Here is a 14,667-nt window from a genome sequence, read left to right as displayed (position 1 = left end):
GTTCGAACAGGAGTCAAAGGCTTGCCGTGTCGTGCACGCGGGGGTGAGTGACTCTTCTTCCGACGCGACGTCGCAGCCGTTTCCTTGCGCGGTCCCGCGTCCCCGGAGGAGGGTGCCGACATGGACGTCGACCTGGACAGGCTCTTCGCGCGCGCCGCGTCGGAGGGTGCCCACCACCGGGACCGCGTCCGCGACCGTCCCGTGCATCCTCTTCCCGACCGGGTCTCGCTCGACGCCGCCTTCGGCGGGGAGCTCCCAGCCGGGGCCACCAGCCCGGACCGTGTGGTGGGGGAGCTCATCGCCGCGGCCAGCCCCGGGCTCGTCGGCACGGTGGGTCCGCGCTTCTTCGGCTTCGTCATCGGTGGCGCGTCGCCCGCTGCGAGCGCGGCCGACCTGCTGACCACGGCGTGGGACCAGTGCGCCTACAACGAGGTGCTGTCACCCGCTGCCGCGGCCGCCGAGCGGGCCGCCGCCGCGTGGACGAAGCAGCTCCTCGGGATCCCGGAGACGGCGTCCGTGGGCTACGTCACCGGGGCGCAGGCCGCCAACACGGTAGGGATCGCAGTCGGGTGTCAGCGAGTCCTCGCCGACGCCGGTTGGGACGTGGCCCGGGACGGCCTCTTCGGGGCGCCCCGCGTCGCGATCGTGGCGAGCGAGGAGCGGCACGCCACCATCGACCGCGCCGCGCGCCTGCTCGGCTTCGGCACCAACAGCGTGCGACCCGTGGCGGCAACCACGCAGGGGGCCATCGACCTCGCGCAGCTGCGGGCGACTCTCGACTCGCTCGACGACGCGCCCGTGATCGTCTGCCTCCAGGCCGGCAACGTGAACACCGGCGCCTGCGACGACCTGAGGGCGGCCGCCACCGTCGCGCACGAGCACGGCGCCTGGGTGCATGTCGACGGCGCCTTCGGCCTGTGGGCGGCAGCGAGCCCCCGGACCGCGCATCTGGTCGCCGGCATCGAGCTGGCCGACTCGTGGGGCACCGACGCCCACAAGTGGCTCAACGTCCCGTACGACTGCGGTCTGGCGATCTGCGCCGACGCGGCGCTGCACGCCGCGACCATGTCGTATGCCGCCGCCTACCTCACCGGTTCCGGCGCCACCTCCGACCCAGTCCTCGGCGACCTCACCCCCGAGTCGTCCAGGCGGGCCAGGGGTTTCGCGGTGTGGGCCGCCCTGCGAGAGCTCGGTCGGGACGGGGTGGCCGACCTCGTCGACCGCTGCTGCGCACTGGCCCGCCGGATGGCTGCCCGCCTCGAAGCCGGTGGGGCGACGATCCACAACGACGTCGTCCTCAACCAGGTGCTCGTCAGTGTCGGCGACCCCGGCCGCATCGACGCCGCGATCGAGGCGATCCAGCGTGAGGGCACGTGCTGGGTCGGAGGCACCACCTGGCACGGCCGGCGCCTGATCCGCGTCTCCGTCTCCAACGCGACGACCACCGAGCACGACATCGACGTGTCCGCGGATGCCATCCTGGCGGCCGCGACCTCGGTGGCGCTCGGCGACGGGTGACAGAGCCGCCCCCCTCGCTGCCGCGCTTGCCATGCCCACCACGTCTGCCACGTCGCCGTGTCAGCCCGCCGAGGCCAGCAGCGCGGAGAGCTCCTGCGCCACGGGAGCCGCGAGGTCCCTCCACCCGGCACCACGTCGGGATCGCTGACGACCGTGATCCCGAGCGTGCCGGCATACGACAGCACGTCGAAGGTGACGCCGGAGTTCCCGGGCGTCACCGCGACGGGAACGACGCGCCTCACGCTCCACCCGGGCACGGGCCAGGCGTGCCCCGTCGTCGACGAGGAGGACGGCCGCGATGTTCATGGCGGCGGGCCCCCGGTCCGTCACCAGCGTCGTGAGGTCGCTCGGCGAGATGCGGTCGATGAAGGGCGCTTCGCGGAGGGCCTCGCGTGGAGTCCTCGTGTCCAGGACTCGACGGTAGGTCGGCGGTAGCCGGGCTGGGCCGCTGTCGCCGCAGCCTGCCCTGTCTCATCGCTCACGGACTGCCGCTGCAGCCTTGGTTCTCAGGACGCACAGCCGGCATCCAGCGGAATCCCAGCGCATCTTGACGCTCTCTTGACCCGCGATTTCGTAGCCTCCGCGGTGCCGAGGTCGTTGAGCAGACGAGCGAGGACGCCTGTCGTCGCTTCACGGTCTCGACCGGATGCCTCGGGGGTGTCCCCTTCCCTGACCCAGGAGATTGCGCACATGCTGCCAACCTTGCTCAGAAGACCTCGTTCCCGCGCCGTGCCCCTCGTGGCCTCGGCCGCCGTGGTCGCAGCCCTCGGCGTGGCTGCCCCTGCCCTCGCCGCAACGCCGGACTCCGGAATGGTGTCCGACACCAGCACCAGCGTGCAGTGGACCGCCGGGCCCTTCGCGGTGCCCAACGTCACGGGCACCACCGGTGACGTCACATGCGGACCCGGTCTCTGCGACGACTTCGCCCTGCACGTCTCGACCCCCAGCGGTTACGGCGACAGCCACCAGCTGACCATCAAGGTCGGCTGGGCCAACGCCGTGGCCGACTTCGACGTCTACCTGCTGAACCAGCAGGGCTCGGTCGTCGCATCGGCCGCCTCGAGCTCCGACCCGGAGGTCATCGTGGCACCGCCGACGAGCGGCGACTACACCGTGCGCGTCGTGCCCTATGCACCGCTCGCCGAGACCGTCACCGGCACCGCCACGCTGACGACCCCTCCCGCCAACCCGGCGCCGAGCACCGCCACGCCGCCCACCTTCAGCCAGTACGGCGCTCCCGAGTCGTTCGCCCAGGCACACAACGCGGGGGAGCCGTCCCTCGGCAGCAGCCACACGACCGGCGCGTCGTTCTACCAGGCGCTCTACGAGACCTACCGGGCGACGTGGGACGACAGCGTCAGCCCGTCGAAGGTCTCGTGGACGAACGTCTCGGCAACGCCCGCCAACGGCTGCCTCACCGGCGGCTCCACCTCCTTGGACCCCATCGGCTTCACCGACCCCTCGACCGGCAGGGTCTTCGAGAGCCAGCTCGCCGGCAAGACGTCGCTCATGTGCTACTCCGATGACGAGGGCAAGACGTGGTCGCCCAGTCAGGGGGGCGGCCTCAACTCCGGTGTCGACCACCAGACCGTCGGGGGTGGCCCCTACTCGCCCCACGGGATCGGAGCCCTGCCGACGTCGTCCTACAAGAACGCGGTCTACTACTGCAGCCAGGACATCGCGGACGCGAACTGCGCCTCCAGCCACGACGGCGGCGTGACCTTCGGGCCCGCGATCCCGATGTACTCGCTGCTCGACTGCGGAGGCCTGCACGGGCACGTGAAGGTCGCCCCGAACGACGGCACCGTCTACGTGCCCAACAAGTCGTGCGGCGGCAACCAGGCGGTCGCCGTCTCCGAGGACGGCGGCACCACGTGGTCGGTGCGCAAGAACCCGGCCAGCACCGCGGGGGACTCCGACCCGAGCGTCGGCATCGGCGCCAGGGGCACCGTCTACCTGGGTTACCAGGCCGCTGACGGAACGCCGCGCGTGGCCGTGAGCCGCGACAAGGGCAAGACCTGGACCGACGACCAGAACGTGGGCGCGAGCCTCGGCATCCACAACGTCGTCTTCCCGGCGGTGGTCGCCGGCGACGACGACCGCGCATCGTTCGCCTTCATCGGCACGACGACGGCCGGCAACTACCAGGACGCCACCAGCTTCAAGGGTGACTGGCACCTCTACGTGTCCACCACGTACGACGGCGGCAAGAGCTGGGTCACGGTCGACACGACCCCGAGCGACCCGGTGCAGCGCGGCTCCATCTGCACCGGCGGCACCACCTGCGGCAACGACCGCAACCTGCTGGACTTCATGGATGCGACGGTGGACAGGACGGGCAGGGTCGAGGTCGGCTACGCCGACGGCTGCACGGGCGCCTGCGCCCAGCCGGGTGGCGCGCAGAACTTCGACGCGTACGCCACCATCGCGCGCCAGCAGACCGGAAACACGCTGTATGCCGCCTACGACGCCCAGCCCAACCTGACCCCGACCTCCCTGTCGGTGGCCAAGAGCAGTGGGCTCTACGTCACGTCCGCCACCGTCGCGAACACGGGCAAGGCGGCGGCTCAGGGCGTCACCGCGCGGTTGCTCGTGGACGGTGTCAACGTGGCCACGTCCGCGCCGGCCGACCTGGCAGCCGGGCGCTCGGCGAGCATCGCCTTCCCGGGAGTGCGACTGGGCAAGGGAACCCACACTGTGACCGTCGTCACGGATCCCGACGGCCGCATCAAGGAGTCCGACGAGTCCGACAACCAGCGCCAGACGCAGGTGACCCGGTGAGGGGCTCGGCGCTGACTCGTGGTCATCCGGGCGGCAGGCCCTGTGCCACAAGGGGACTGGTGGTGCCCGTGGTCGCGGGGCTGGCCGTGCTCGCGGCCGCCGTCATGGGCGGCTGCGAGTCGGACGAGCTGGAGGCGGCCATGGCCGAGCCGGCCGCGACCGTGACCAGCCTCGCGCCCGTCTGCGCCCAGGAGGCCAAGCCGGTGGCGCTGCCCGGGTCGTTCCCCTCGCAGGCGGCGCTGCCGGACACCTACGTCGTGACGCGGGTCGAGGCGCGCAGCCAGGGGCGGACCGTGGTGACGGCCGTGTCGCCCAAACCCTTCGCGCAGACCCTCGCCGACATGCAGAAGGCGTACGCGACCCGCGGGTGGACGGCCTCGGAGGGAGAGGTCGAGGAGCGGGACGCGGAGTCCAACTTCTCGGGCAACGGGCTGCGGGGCCGATGGGCCGTTCGGGAGATGCCCGAGTGCACCGGCAACACCTCGGTGAGCGTGCTCATCGGCAAGTAGGAGGCGGTAGGAGCCGTAGGAGCCCATGAACAGGCCGGCGGGGAGCGGGCCGCACCGTTCCCCGCCGGCCTGTCAGAGCCGTCACAAGTCGCAGACGCCCCAGCCCCGACGCGGGACGATGGAGGTGGCCGGAGCATGCGGCCCCGACCAGACCGGAAGGGGAGGGCGATGAGCGCCGCAGGCAGCACCACAGACGCCACCTCGAGCACCGACACCGCGAGGAACGACACCGCTGGTGTCGAGACGGTCAGCCACGGGATCGTGGTCGGCTACGACGGCTCGCCCGGGGCACGGCTCGCGCTCGAGTGGGCGATCGAGACGGCCAAGCGCGACGAGAGGCCGCTGACGCTGCTGCACTGCGTCGGGATGACCATGACGCCCACCTTCCGGGCCTACGACCCCGGTGTCCAGGCGCGCCCGTACGACGTCATGGGCCAGGGCGTCCTGTCCGAGGCGGTAGAGATCGCCACCAAGACCCTGCGCCACCAGGACGTGCACTCGGTCAGCGTCATCGGCAGTGCCGCCGCAGAGCTCGTCGGAGTGTCCGACCGAGCCGACCTCGTCGTGACGGGGTCGCGCGGGCACGGCGCCATCTCCGCGGGGCTGCTCGGCTCCACCTCGTATGCCGTCACGGCCCACGCGCACTGCCCCGCGGTCGTCGTCCGCGGCGACGCGGTCGTGCACGCCGGGCCCTCCCACCCGGTCGTCGTAGCCTTCGACGACTCCAAGAACGCACAGCAGGCGCTCGAGACCGCCGGGCAGGTGGCGGCGGCGGCCCAGGCGCCTTTGCATGTCATCGCCGTCGACAACGTCGGTGGGCTGGAGGTGTGGCCCGAGACCGACACCATGATCGGACGCGAGCAGATGATGGAGTCGATGCACCGTCGCGTGGGCCAGGTGCTCCAGGACGTGACCGAGGACGCCCGTCAGGCACACCCCGGTCTCGAGATCAGGACGAGCGTGCTGGGTGGGTCCCCGGGACAGGCGATCGCCGCGTATGCCGTCGACGTCCGTGCGGGACTGGTGGTCATGGGGTCGCGCGGGCACGGCGGGTTCACCGGCATGCTGCTGGGCTCCGCAAGTCATCGCGTCGTCCACGACGCGCCGTGTCCGGTCCTGGTGATCCACTGACCACCCGGCGGTCCGCAGTTCACCGGAGGAGGAGGACGGATGGGGGTGCCCGCACCGGCCGAGGGGCTGGTGGTCGCCGGTTACGACGGGTCTCCCGCCTCGCAGCGCGCGCTCGCCTGGGCAGCCGGGGTGTCCCACTCGCTCGGAGACGCGCTCAAGATCGTGCACGCCGTCCGGCTGGTGCCGAGCCGGGAGGGCTATGCCGTGCGTCCGCTCAGCCCTTCGCTCGAGACCGTCGCGGAGACCCTCGTCGGAGCCCCGTCGATGTGGGCGGGGCGTCCGTTGGCGCGGTCGCGGGTCCGCGCGGTGCACGCCTTCGGCCGTCCAGCGGAGGAACTCGTGAACGCGTCCATGACCGCGGACCTCATCGTCCTGGGTACCCGCGGACGCGGACGCGCGCGGAGTGCGCTCATCGGCTCGGTGTCGTCAGCAGTGGCCGCTCACGCGTACTGCCCCGTGGTGGTGCTGCACGGGCTGGGCCGGCACGAGCGTGGCGCTCTGCACGGCGTGCCGGTGCCGGGGCCCGGGCGCGAGGTGGTCTGCGCGGTGACGGCAGCTGGCGACGACGGGCACGCCGCCCGCGTCGAACGGATCGTCTCGGCGGCCGCCACCGTGGCGGACGGATGTTCGGCTCCGCTGCGGCTCGTCACGGTGCTACCCGGAGCCGACGTGCACAGTGGGAAAGGGCCTGCGGGACAGGCGATTCCGTATGCCGTCGACGCCCTCACCGACCGCCATCCCGGCCTGGACGTCGCAGTGCAGAGCCTCCACGGCGATCCCGTCTCCACTCTGGCCCGGAGCAGCCGAGCCGCCGGGTTGCTGGTGGTCGGAGCGCCGCACCAGGGCGGCATCGGCGCCGTGCTGGCCGGGACCCCGGCCTACCGGATCGTCCACGACGCGACGTGCCCGGTCATGCTCGTCCGCTGACGAAGGCGCGGCGACGCGGATCTCGTCCTGAAGTCGGTCTCGCGCCCGAATCCTCGCAACTCGCGGGGGGACCCGGGCCTCGAGACCGTGCCCGGCGGCATACGGCCGGGGAGCAGCCGTGCGAACGGCGGCGGCGGGAGTTCGTGGAGGTTCTGCGGCGGCAGGTGCCGGAGAACCTCCACGACGTCGGGCGTCAGCGGGAGGGCGGACGCTGGAAGCCTGGCCTGCCCGCAGTCGACGCCGCCCGCTCGATCGAGCGCTCGAGGCGTCCGGCGGCCGACCCGATGGGCCGGGGCGGCAGGTCCCCGAGGGCGGGGGGAACGACGACGACGGGGCAGTGGGCGACGTGCACGAGCCGGCTGCCGAGCCAGCGGGCACCCAGCTCGGTCGAGTGGCCGGCGTCGATCACGAGCAGGTCGGCGGAACGGCTCTCCTCGACGAGGACGGCGCGGCGTTTGCCGGCCACGACGCGGGTCTCGACCAGGTGGTCGGGGCCGAGCGCGCGGGCGACGTCCTCGGCGAGGCGTGCCTGCTCGACGGCGAGCGTCGTGTCGTCGGAGACGACGGACGGCAGGCGGCCGCCGGTCGCCGTCTCGGGCATGTGCGAACGCCAGGCCCGGACGGCCACGACTCGGCCACCGCGGCCGGCGGCCTCCTCGACCGCCCACCGGAGCGCGCCGGGGGAGCCGCTCGTCGGGCTCACGCCGACGACGATCCGGTGCTGGCGCCCGAGGTCCTTGACGTTCATGCGGCCGCTCCCGACTCCTCCGGGACCTTGCTCAGCGGGTCGGCGATGTCCTCGAGGGACTTGCGCTCGGCATCGATGCCGATGACGAGGGCGACGATGCCGCCGAAGATCATGATCACGGCACCGGCGACGTAGCCCCACGTGAGCGGCATGCGGTCCTTGCCCTCACCGATGAGCGCGCCGTAGAGCACGGGCGCGATGGCGCCGGCGCACTGCGCGATGACGAAGAAGTAGCTGATCGCCTGGCCGCGCACCTCGAGCGGGAAGATCTCGCTCACCGTCAGGTAGGCGGCCGAGGCGCCGGCGGAGGCGAAGAAGAACGACACGCACCAGAAGATCGTGTGCGTCGTCGCGTTGAGGATCTCCGCGTGGAAGGCCCACGCCGAGACCAGCAGCACGATGCCCGCGATGGTGTAGGTGCTGAAGATCATCTTGCGACGCCCGATGGTGTCGAAGAGGTGTCCGAGCAGCAGCGGCCCGAGCAGGTTGCCTGCTGCGAAGGGCAGGAAGTAGAGCGAGGTCTGCGCCTTGGTGATCCCGTAGAAGTTCGTCAGCACGAGCGCGTAGGTGAAGAAGATCGCGTTGTAGAGGAACGACTGGGTCACCATCATCGTGAGGCCGAGCACCGTGCGCCGGCCGTAGCGGTTGACGAAGACGTCCCAGAGCACCTTCGGGCCCATCCGGTCCTCGGGCTTGACGTTGATGGCCTTGCTCTCGTCGACCTCGGAGATCTCGCCACCCTCACGGCGCACGCGCTCCTCGATCTCGTCGACGGTGCGCTCGGCCTCCTCGGCGCGGCCGTGCGTGAGCAGCCAGCGCGGGCTCTCCGGGATGTGGCGCCGCAGGTAGATGATGGAGAGGCCCAGGACCGGACCGATGAAGAAGCCGATGCGCCAGCCGATGTTCTCGGCGAGGTTGTCGGGGTTGAGCAGGTAGAGGTTGGCCAGCGCTCCGAGGAAGGCGCCGGCCCAGTAGGTGCCGTTGACGGCGATGTCCACGCGACCGCGGTAGCGCGCGGGGATCAGCTCGTCGATCGCCGAGTTGATTGCGGTGTACTCACCGCCGATGCCGAGGCCCGCGATGAAGCGGAACACCCAGAGGAAGATCATGTTGGGTGCGAAACCGGCGACTCCCGAGCCGACGAGGTAGATCACGAGCGTCAGGATGAAGAGCTTCTTGCGGCCCAGCCTGTCGGTGAGGCGCCCGAAGGTGAGCGCGCCGACGACCTGGCCGACCAGGTAGACGGTGCCCGTCAGGCCGACCTGCGCGGCCGACATGCCGAGCGACTTCTGGAAGCCCGACTCGGACACGATCTGGATCTCGAGTCCGTCGAGGATCCACGAGACGCCGAGCCCGAAAACGACCGACCAGTGGAACTTCGTCCACGGGAGCCGGTCCATGCGAGCCGGCACCAGGCTCCTGATGGCACCGCCCCTACGTTGTGCGACAGCCTCGCTCATCACATCTCCTTTGATCCGAACAGCGAACGGCATGGAACCCGCCGGTCAGGACATGTGATGACACGTCCTCACCGGGGACTGCGTACCCCGAGAGCCGCTGCTCCCAACGCGTAGCCCGGGCGAGCTTCCTCGGCCGGGCTACGCGTTGGGACGCTCAGTCCCGGCGCTCGTCCTCCGCGTCGCCGGCGGCGGAGTCCGGGACGGCGTCCGTCTGCTGTTCGAGGGCGTCGGCCTCGTCCGCGCGAGGCAGCGGCTCCTCGCGTCCGTGGGCGCCGAGGGTGTCGGGGAAGAGCACGTCGGGGGTCTCGTCGTCGACGGGGTCGGGCTGGCCGCCGTCGAACTCGCTGGGGTCGGGGGTGCCGGGGTAGCTCGGGGTGGAGGTGTCCATGCCCCCGCCCCTACCCCTCTGTCGCACGTGCACTCCGGCCGACCGATCGCGTATGCCGTTCCTGCCGCCGCACGCGCCGCGGACCGCGCGGGTGGGTACGTCTCAACCAAACGGACGGTTGCATCTCAACCAAATGGACGGTTGCACCAGAGGAGGTCGCCATGCCCGCCAAGAAGCGTTCAGCCAGCAGGTCGAAGACGGACCTGCCCTCGACCCTCGAACGGTCGCCCCAGAAGGCCCAGGACACCTGGCTCGCGACGCACGACTCGGCCGTCGAGGAGTACGGCGAGGGGGAGCGTGCCCACCGCACCGCCTTCGCCTCGCTCAAGCACTCCTTCGAGAAGGTCGGCGACCACTGGGAGGAGAAGGGCTCCAAGGGCCCCAGCGACCGCCAGGCAGCCCGAGGAGGAGCGGATGCCCGCCGCTCCGACCGCGCGGACCGTGGCGACACGGCCGGCGGCGTCGACGCGAACGCGTCGAAGAAGCACCTCTACGACATCGCCCAGCGGCTCGACGTCCGGGGGCGCTCGCGCATGACCAAGGACGAGCTGGTAGACGCCATCCAGCACGCCAACGACCGAGCCACTGCGAAGGCGCGCCAGGACTGACTCTGCGCGGGACGGCATACCCCGCGTGGTGGCTCGTGCCTGAGTCGTCACAAAGCGCCTCGACCGCCCATTCCCCGCGAGAGGATGGGAGTGGCCGGAGGATCGGCCCCGGCCGGGACCTGGAAGGGGTGGACCATGAACGGCCAGGCGCGCCCGTCGTACGGCATCGTCGTCGGCTACGACGGTTCGGCAGGATCACAGCTCGCGCTCGAGTGGGCCGCCGAGACGGCACGGCGGCAGGGCAAGCAGCTGACCCTGGTGCACGGCGTCAACGTCGCAGCCGTCCCGGCGTACCCCGCCATGGATCTTGCGTCCGTCGAGCCCACGCTGGAGCACGCGGCCAAGGCGCTCGTCGACCAGGGCGCCGAGCACGCGGGCGCCACGCTCGACGCCTCGCAGATCGAGACGCAGTACTGGCTCGGGAGCGCGGCCGCCCAGCTCGTCGAGGCGTCCAAGGACGCCGAGCTCGTCGTCGTGGGCAGCCGCGGCCGTGGACGTGTCCTCGCCGGGCTGCTCGGCTCCACGTCGTATGCCGTCGCGGCCCATGCGCACTGCCCCGTCCTCGTCGTCCGGGGCCCCGAGGGCCAGGAGCCGGACGACGTGCCGCCGCCGCCCCGACCCGGCCCCCAGCACCGCGTCGTCGTGGGCGTCGACGACTCCGACACGGCGATGCGAGCCGTCGACGCGGCCGGCCAGTTCGCAGAGTCGGAGGGTGCGCCGCTGCACGTCGTGACCGTCGCACACGCGCCGTCGATGGAGTCGTGGGCCTACGTCGAGACGGCCAAGGGCGGGACGGAGCACACGCACGCCGTCCGGGAGCAGGCCGAGGAGCTCCTGGCACGGGCCGGGAACCGGGTGCGGGCGCAGCACCCGCAGGTCGCGGTGACGACCGAGGTGCTCTACGGAGACGCCGGCCAGTCGCTCGCCGACCTCGGCGCCACGGCCGGACTGGTCGTCGTGGGCTCCCGGGGACGCGGCGGGTTCGCCGGCATGCTGCTGGGGTCGGTCAGCCACCGGGTCGTGCACAACGCGGCCTGCCCGGTGCTGGTCGTCCGCTGATCGCGAGAGGTCGGCGGGCTGGGGCGAGGGTGGCGGTCAGGCGTCGAGGGCCTGGGCGAAGCGCCCGAGCGCGGCGTCCCAACGGGACTTGTCGCCGGGGCCGTCCTCGGCGATGCCCTCGCCCTCGTGGTAGAGGTCCACTCGCGTGCTGTCGCCCTGCGGCTTCAGCTGCAGGTCGACGACGCTGAGGGGCCCGTCCTCGTGCGGGTGCCACGACACCCGGATCTGCTCGAGGGGGTGGTAGCTGCGGACGACGCCGTGCGGCCCGTCCGCGCTGTGCCACGACTCGCCCTTGTTGCCGAGGGTGACCCCGGGGCCGAGGAGGGCCTCCGTGCCGCGGGCGCTGATCAGGTGCTGCCAGACCTGGTCGACGGGCGCTTCGACCGTCACCGTCGAGTGCACCCCGGCGGGAGACCCCTCGAGGTCTCGGTCCTCGTCGCCGGGGGCGGCGTTGTCGGGGACGGACTGGGTGGGACTGCTCATGAGCACCTCCGGGTTGCTCGGACCGGCTCCTCCTGGGCCGGACCCACTACCAGACAGTCGACCAAAGACCGGGCCCGATGACAATGGTCCGACGGCACCCGTTCGGGCTCCGGCGGCCGCTCGCGCGCCCTAGCCTCGGGGAATGATCGACCACTTCGGCATCAACTGCTCGGACTTCGAGGCCAGCGCCCGCTTCTACGACGCCGTGCTGGGCGTCCTCGGCTACGGGCGGCAGATGGACGTCGGACCCGCCATCGGCTACGGCACGGAGGGCCACCCCGACTTCTGGATCACCCGGTGGCAGGGCGCCGAGCCCAACCGCGAGATGCACTGCGCCTTCCAGGCGGACAGCGTCGAGGCGATCCAGGCCTTCCACGCCAAGGCGCTCGAGCTCGGTGCCGAGTCGCTGCACGAGCCGCGCCTGTGGCCGGAGTACCACCCGGGCTACTACGGCGCGTTCGTGCGCGACCCCGACGGCAACAACGTGGAGGCGGTCTTCCACCGGGCTCGTGCCGATGCCTGAGTGCTCGAGGCGCGGGCGGGCCGTCGGGCTCGACCCGGGTCGGCCGGGGGAGCCCAGCCTCAGCCGGTGAAGCCGGCCCGGCGCAGCGCGTCGGCCATGGCGCTGTTGACCGGGGCCTCGTCCCGACGAGGACGGCCGCCCTGACCGGAGCTTCCCTGGCCACCACGGCCCTGGGCGTTCCTGCCCTGGCCGCCGCGCGAACCTGAGCCGTCGCGCGCGTCGCGACCCTGTCCCGGCTGGCGCCTGCGGGTCTCACCCGCGTCGCCGCGCTCCTTCGTGCCTCCGGGGGTCACCTCGTCGTCGAGGCGCAACGTGAGGGAGATGCGCTTGCGCGGCACGTCGACGTCGAGGACTTTGACCATGACGACGTCGCCGGGCTTGACGACCTCGCGCGGGTCGCGGACGAAGGTCTTCGACAGCGCCGACACGTGGGCGAGGCCGTCCTGGTGGACCCCGATGTCGATGAAGGCACCGAAGGCGGCGACGTTGGTCACGACGCCCTCGAGCGTCATGCCGGGCTCGAGGTGCTTGATCTCCTCGACGCCCTCCTTGAACGTGGCGGTCTTGAAGGTCGGGCGCGGGTCGCGGCCGGGCTTGTCCAGCTCGCGGATGATGTCTGTCACCGTCGGGAGGCCGAAGGTGTCGTCGACGTAGTCCGCCGGCCGCAGCGCCGAGAGGGCTGGGGTGTTGCCGATGAGCGTGGTCAGCTTCTGGCCGGTCGACTCGAGCATCCGGCGTACGACCGGGTAGGCCTCGGGGTGCACGGCCGAGGCGTCGAGCGGATCGTCCCCGCCGGGGATGCGCAGGAAGCCGGCTGCCAGCTCGAAGGCCTTGGGCCCGAGCCGGGGCACGTCCTTCAGCGCCTTGCGGGACCTGAAGGGGCCGGTGGCGTCCCGGTGCGCCACGATGCTGTCGGCCAGGCCCGGCGTGATGCCCGAGACCCGGGTCAGCAGGGGGGCGGAGGCCGTGTTGACGTCCACGCCGACCGCGTTGACGCAGTCCTCGACGACGGCGTCCAGGGAGCGTGAGAGCGCCGACTGGCTGATGTCGTGCTGGTACTGCCCGACGCCGATCGACTTGGGATCGATCTTGACCAGCTCTGCGAGCGGGTCCTGGAGGCGCCGCGCGATGGAGACGGCCCCGCGCAGCGAGACGTCCATCCCGGGCAGCTCCTGCGACGCGAACGCCGACGCGGAGTAGACGGACGCACCGGCCTCCGAGACGACGGCAGACGTCAGCTTGAGCTCGGGGTGCTTCTTGATGAGGTCGGCGGCGAGGCGGTCGGTCTCGCGTGAGGCCGTCCCGTTGCCGATGGCGACGAGGTCGACCGAGTGCTCCTTGGCGAGGCGGGCGAGCGTGGCGAGGGAGCGGTCCCACTGGTTCTGCGGCACGTGCGGGTAGATGACGTCGGTCGCGACGACGCGTCCCGTTCCGTCGACGACGGCGACCTTGACGCCGGTGCGGAAACCGGGGTCGAGGCCCATCGTGGCGCGGGCGCCGGCGGGGGCGGCGAGGAGCAGGTCGCGCAGGTTGGCGGCGAACACGCGTACGGCCTCCTCCTCGGCGGCGCGACGCAGCTGCATACGGGCGTCGATGCCGAGGTGCACGAGGATCTTCGTGCGCCAGGCCCACCGCACCGTGTCGGCGAGCCACTGGTCGGCCGGGCGCCCGGCGTTCTCGATGCCGAAGCGGCGGGCGATGGCGCGTTCGTATGCCGTCGGGCCGGGCTGCTGCTCGGCGGCCGGGTCCTCGGGGTTGATCTCGAGCGAGAGCACGTCCTCCTTCTCGCCGCGGAAGAGCGCGAGGATGCGGTGGGACGGCAGCTTCGAGAGCGGCTCGGAGAAGTCGAAGTAGTCGGAGAACTTCGCGCCCTCCTCCTCCTTGCCGGAGCGGACGCGCGAGCCGAGGTGGCCCTGCTTCCACACGCGGTCGCGCAGGTCGCCGATGAGGTCGGCGTCCTCGGCGAAGCGCTCGACGAGGATCGCCCGGGCGCCGTCGAGGGCTGCTGCCGAGTCGGCCACCTCGCGGGACGGGTCGACGAATCCCGCTGCAGCAGCGCCCGGTTCGGTGTCGGGGGAGGCGAGGAGCAGGTCGGCCAGTGGCTCGAGGCCGGCCTCGCGAGCGACCTGGGCCTTGGTGCGCCGCTTGGGCTTGAAGGGCAGGTAGATGTCCTCGAGACGTGCCTTCGTCTCGGCCGAGAGGATCTGGGCGCGCAGCGTCGCGTCGAGCTTGCCCTGCTCCTCGACGGAGGCCAGCACCGCGGCCCGGCGCTCCTCGAGCTCCCGCAGGTAGCCGAGGCGCTCCTCGAGCGTGCGCAGCTGGGCGTCGTCGAGCCCGCCGGTGACCTCCTTGCGGTAGCGCGCCACGAAGGGCACGGTCGAGCCGCCGTCGAGCAGGCCGACCGCGGCGGCCACCTGCCCGTCGCGCACGCCGAGCTCCTCTGCGATGCGACGCTCGATCGAGGGCACCTTCACCTGCCCGCTCGCCTGCATGCTCACCGGGTTGTTCTCCTTGTCATCGACGACGGACCGA

At 71.8% G+C, this 14,667-nt stretch carries 13 protein-coding genes and 1 pseudogene; 8 read left to right on the top strand and 6 right to left on the bottom strand.

Annotated features, from left to right (window positions below):
* The first annotated feature begins 120 nt into the window (after positions 1 to 120).
* Complete coding sequence (locus ABD194_RS05955) at positions 121 to 1,518, top strand: pyridoxal phosphate-dependent decarboxylase family protein (RefSeq protein ID WP_343989023.1); 1,398 nt, start codon at positions 121 to 123, stop codon at positions 1,516 to 1,518.
* 137 nt (positions 1,519 to 1,655) lie between these two features.
* On the opposite strand, the pseudogene ABD194_RS21670 reads toward ABD194_RS05955, so the two are convergent.
* Positions 1,656 to 1,760: pseudogene (locus ABD194_RS21670) on the bottom strand (hypothetical protein); the annotation flags it as partial.
* A gap of 460 nt (positions 1,761 to 2,220) precedes the next feature.
* Between ABD194_RS21670 and ABD194_RS05950 the strand changes: the two are divergent.
* From ABD194_RS05950 to ABD194_RS05935, 4 genes are all read left to right on the top strand, one after another.
* Positions 2,221 to 4,299, top strand: coding sequence for a CARDB domain-containing protein (locus ABD194_RS05950; protein WP_343989021.1), 2,079 nt, complete (start codon positions 2,221 to 2,223; stop codon positions 4,297 to 4,299).
* 62 nt (positions 4,300 to 4,361) lie between these two features.
* Complete coding sequence (locus ABD194_RS05945) at positions 4,362 to 4,808, top strand: hypothetical protein (protein WP_343989019.1); 447 nt, start codon at positions 4,362 to 4,364, stop codon at positions 4,806 to 4,808.
* Between the two features lie 168 nt (positions 4,809 to 4,976).
* Positions 4,977 to 5,939, top strand: a complete 963-nt coding sequence (locus ABD194_RS05940) for a universal stress protein (RefSeq protein ID WP_343989017.1) — start codon at positions 4,977 to 4,979, stop codon at positions 5,937 to 5,939.
* A gap of 39 nt (positions 5,940 to 5,978) precedes the next feature.
* The gene (locus ABD194_RS05935; RefSeq protein ID WP_343989015.1) at positions 5,979 to 6,866 is read left to right on the top strand and encodes a universal stress protein; all 888 of its coding nucleotides are present in this window, start codon (positions 5,979 to 5,981) and stop codon (positions 6,864 to 6,866) included.
* A gap of 193 nt (positions 6,867 to 7,059) precedes the next feature.
* On the opposite strand, the gene ABD194_RS05930 is transcribed toward ABD194_RS05935, so the two are convergent.
* The 3 genes from ABD194_RS05930 to ABD194_RS05920 all read right to left on the bottom strand — a co-directional run bounded on the left by ABD194_RS05930 (position 7,060) and on the right by ABD194_RS05920 (position 9,462).
* Complete coding sequence (locus tag ABD194_RS05930; protein ID WP_343989013.1) at positions 7,060 to 7,614, bottom strand: universal stress protein; 555 nt, start codon at positions 7,612 to 7,614, stop codon at positions 7,060 to 7,062.
* Positions 7,611 to 9,014, bottom strand: coding sequence for an MFS transporter (locus ABD194_RS05925; RefSeq protein WP_343989636.1), 1,404 nt, complete (start codon positions 9,012 to 9,014; stop codon positions 7,611 to 7,613). Before ABD194_RS05925 ends, ABD194_RS05930 begins: the two co-directional genes overlap by 4 nt.
* Before the next feature lie 214 nt (positions 9,015 to 9,228).
* A complete protein-coding gene (locus ABD194_RS05920) occupies positions 9,229 to 9,462 on the bottom strand; it encodes a hypothetical protein (protein WP_343989011.1) in 234 nt (77 codons plus the stop codon).
* Positions 9,463 to 9,623: 161 nt separating this feature from the next.
* On the opposite strand from ABD194_RS05920, the gene ABD194_RS05915 reads away from it, so the two are divergent.
* Complete coding sequence (locus tag ABD194_RS05915) at positions 9,624 to 10,070, top strand: ChaB family protein (protein ID WP_343989009.1); 447 nt, start codon at positions 9,624 to 9,626, stop codon at positions 10,068 to 10,070.
* Positions 10,071 to 10,205: 135 nt separating this feature from the next.
* Entirely contained in the window at positions 10,206 to 11,129 is a 924-nt protein-coding gene (locus ABD194_RS05910; RefSeq protein WP_343989007.1) for a universal stress protein, read from the top strand.
* 36 nt (positions 11,130 to 11,165) lie between these two features.
* Here the strand turns inward: ABD194_RS05910 and ABD194_RS05905 are convergent, their stop codons facing one another.
* Positions 11,166 to 11,612 carry an SRPBCC family protein gene (locus tag ABD194_RS05905; RefSeq protein ID WP_343989005.1) on the bottom strand — a complete coding sequence of 149 codons (447 nt, stop codon included), beginning with the start codon at positions 11,610 to 11,612 and terminating at the stop codon, positions 11,166 to 11,168.
* A 142-nt stretch (positions 11,613 to 11,754) separates the two neighbouring features.
* Here ABD194_RS05905 and ABD194_RS05900 point away from each other — a divergent pair, with 142 nt between their 5' ends.
* Positions 11,755 to 12,135 (top strand): VOC family protein, encoded by a 381-nt coding sequence (locus ABD194_RS05900; RefSeq protein ID WP_343989003.1) that lies wholly within the window; start codon positions 11,755 to 11,757, stop codon positions 12,133 to 12,135.
* A 59-nt stretch (positions 12,136 to 12,194) separates the two neighbouring features.
* Here the strand turns inward: ABD194_RS05900 and ABD194_RS05895 are convergent, their stop codons facing one another.
* The gene (locus ABD194_RS05895) at positions 12,195 to 14,627 is read right to left on the bottom strand and encodes a Tex family protein (protein ID WP_343989634.1); all 2,433 of its coding nucleotides are present in this window, start codon (positions 14,625 to 14,627) and stop codon (positions 12,195 to 12,197) included.
* Positions 14,628 to 14,667: the final 40 nt, after the last annotated feature.

It is taken from the genome of Terrabacter terrae, from assembly GCF_039529575.1.
Classification (GTDB): Bacteria; Actinomycetota; Actinomycetes; order Actinomycetales; family Dermatophilaceae; genus Terrabacter; species Terrabacter terrae.
The sequence above is the reverse complement of the archived record's forward strand: the minus strand, read 5'-3'. Positions and strand labels throughout refer to the sequence as shown.

Coding starts and splice junctions, on each gene's coding strand:
- ABD194_RS05935 (WP_343989015.1), top strand. CDS start 5,979: ATGGGGGTGCCCGCACCGGCCGAGGGGCTGGTGGTCGCCGGTTACGAC.
- ABD194_RS05900 (WP_343989003.1), top strand. CDS start 11,755: ATGATCGACCACTTCGGCATCAACTGCTCGGACTTCGAGGCCAGCGCC.
- ABD194_RS05955 (WP_343989023.1), top strand. CDS start 121: ATGGACGTCGACCTGGACAGGCTCTTCGCGCGCGCCGCGTCGGAGGGT.
- ABD194_RS05910 (WP_343989007.1), top strand. CDS start 10,206: ATGAACGGCCAGGCGCGCCCGTCGTACGGCATCGTCGTCGGCTACGAC.
- ABD194_RS05925 (WP_343989636.1), bottom strand. CDS start 9,014: ATGGACCGGCTCCCGTGGACGAAGTTCCACTGGTCGGTCGTTTTCGGG.
- ABD194_RS05930 (WP_343989013.1), bottom strand. CDS start 7,614: ATGAACGTCAAGGACCTCGGGCGCCAGCACCGGATCGTCGTCGGCGTG.
- ABD194_RS05920 (WP_343989011.1), bottom strand. CDS start 9,462: ATGGACACCTCCACCCCGAGCTACCCCGGCACCCCCGACCCCAGCGAG.
- ABD194_RS05915 (WP_343989009.1), top strand. CDS start 9,624: ATGCCCGCCAAGAAGCGTTCAGCCAGCAGGTCGAAGACGGACCTGCCC.
- ABD194_RS05940 (WP_343989017.1), top strand. CDS start 4,977: ATGAGCGCCGCAGGCAGCACCACAGACGCCACCTCGAGCACCGACACC.
- ABD194_RS05905 (WP_343989005.1), bottom strand. CDS start 11,612: ATGAGCAGTCCCACCCAGTCCGTCCCCGACAACGCCGCCCCCGGCGAC.
- ABD194_RS05895 (WP_343989634.1), bottom strand. CDS start 14,627: ATGCAGGCGAGCGGGCAGGTGAAGGTGCCCTCGATCGAGCGTCGCATC.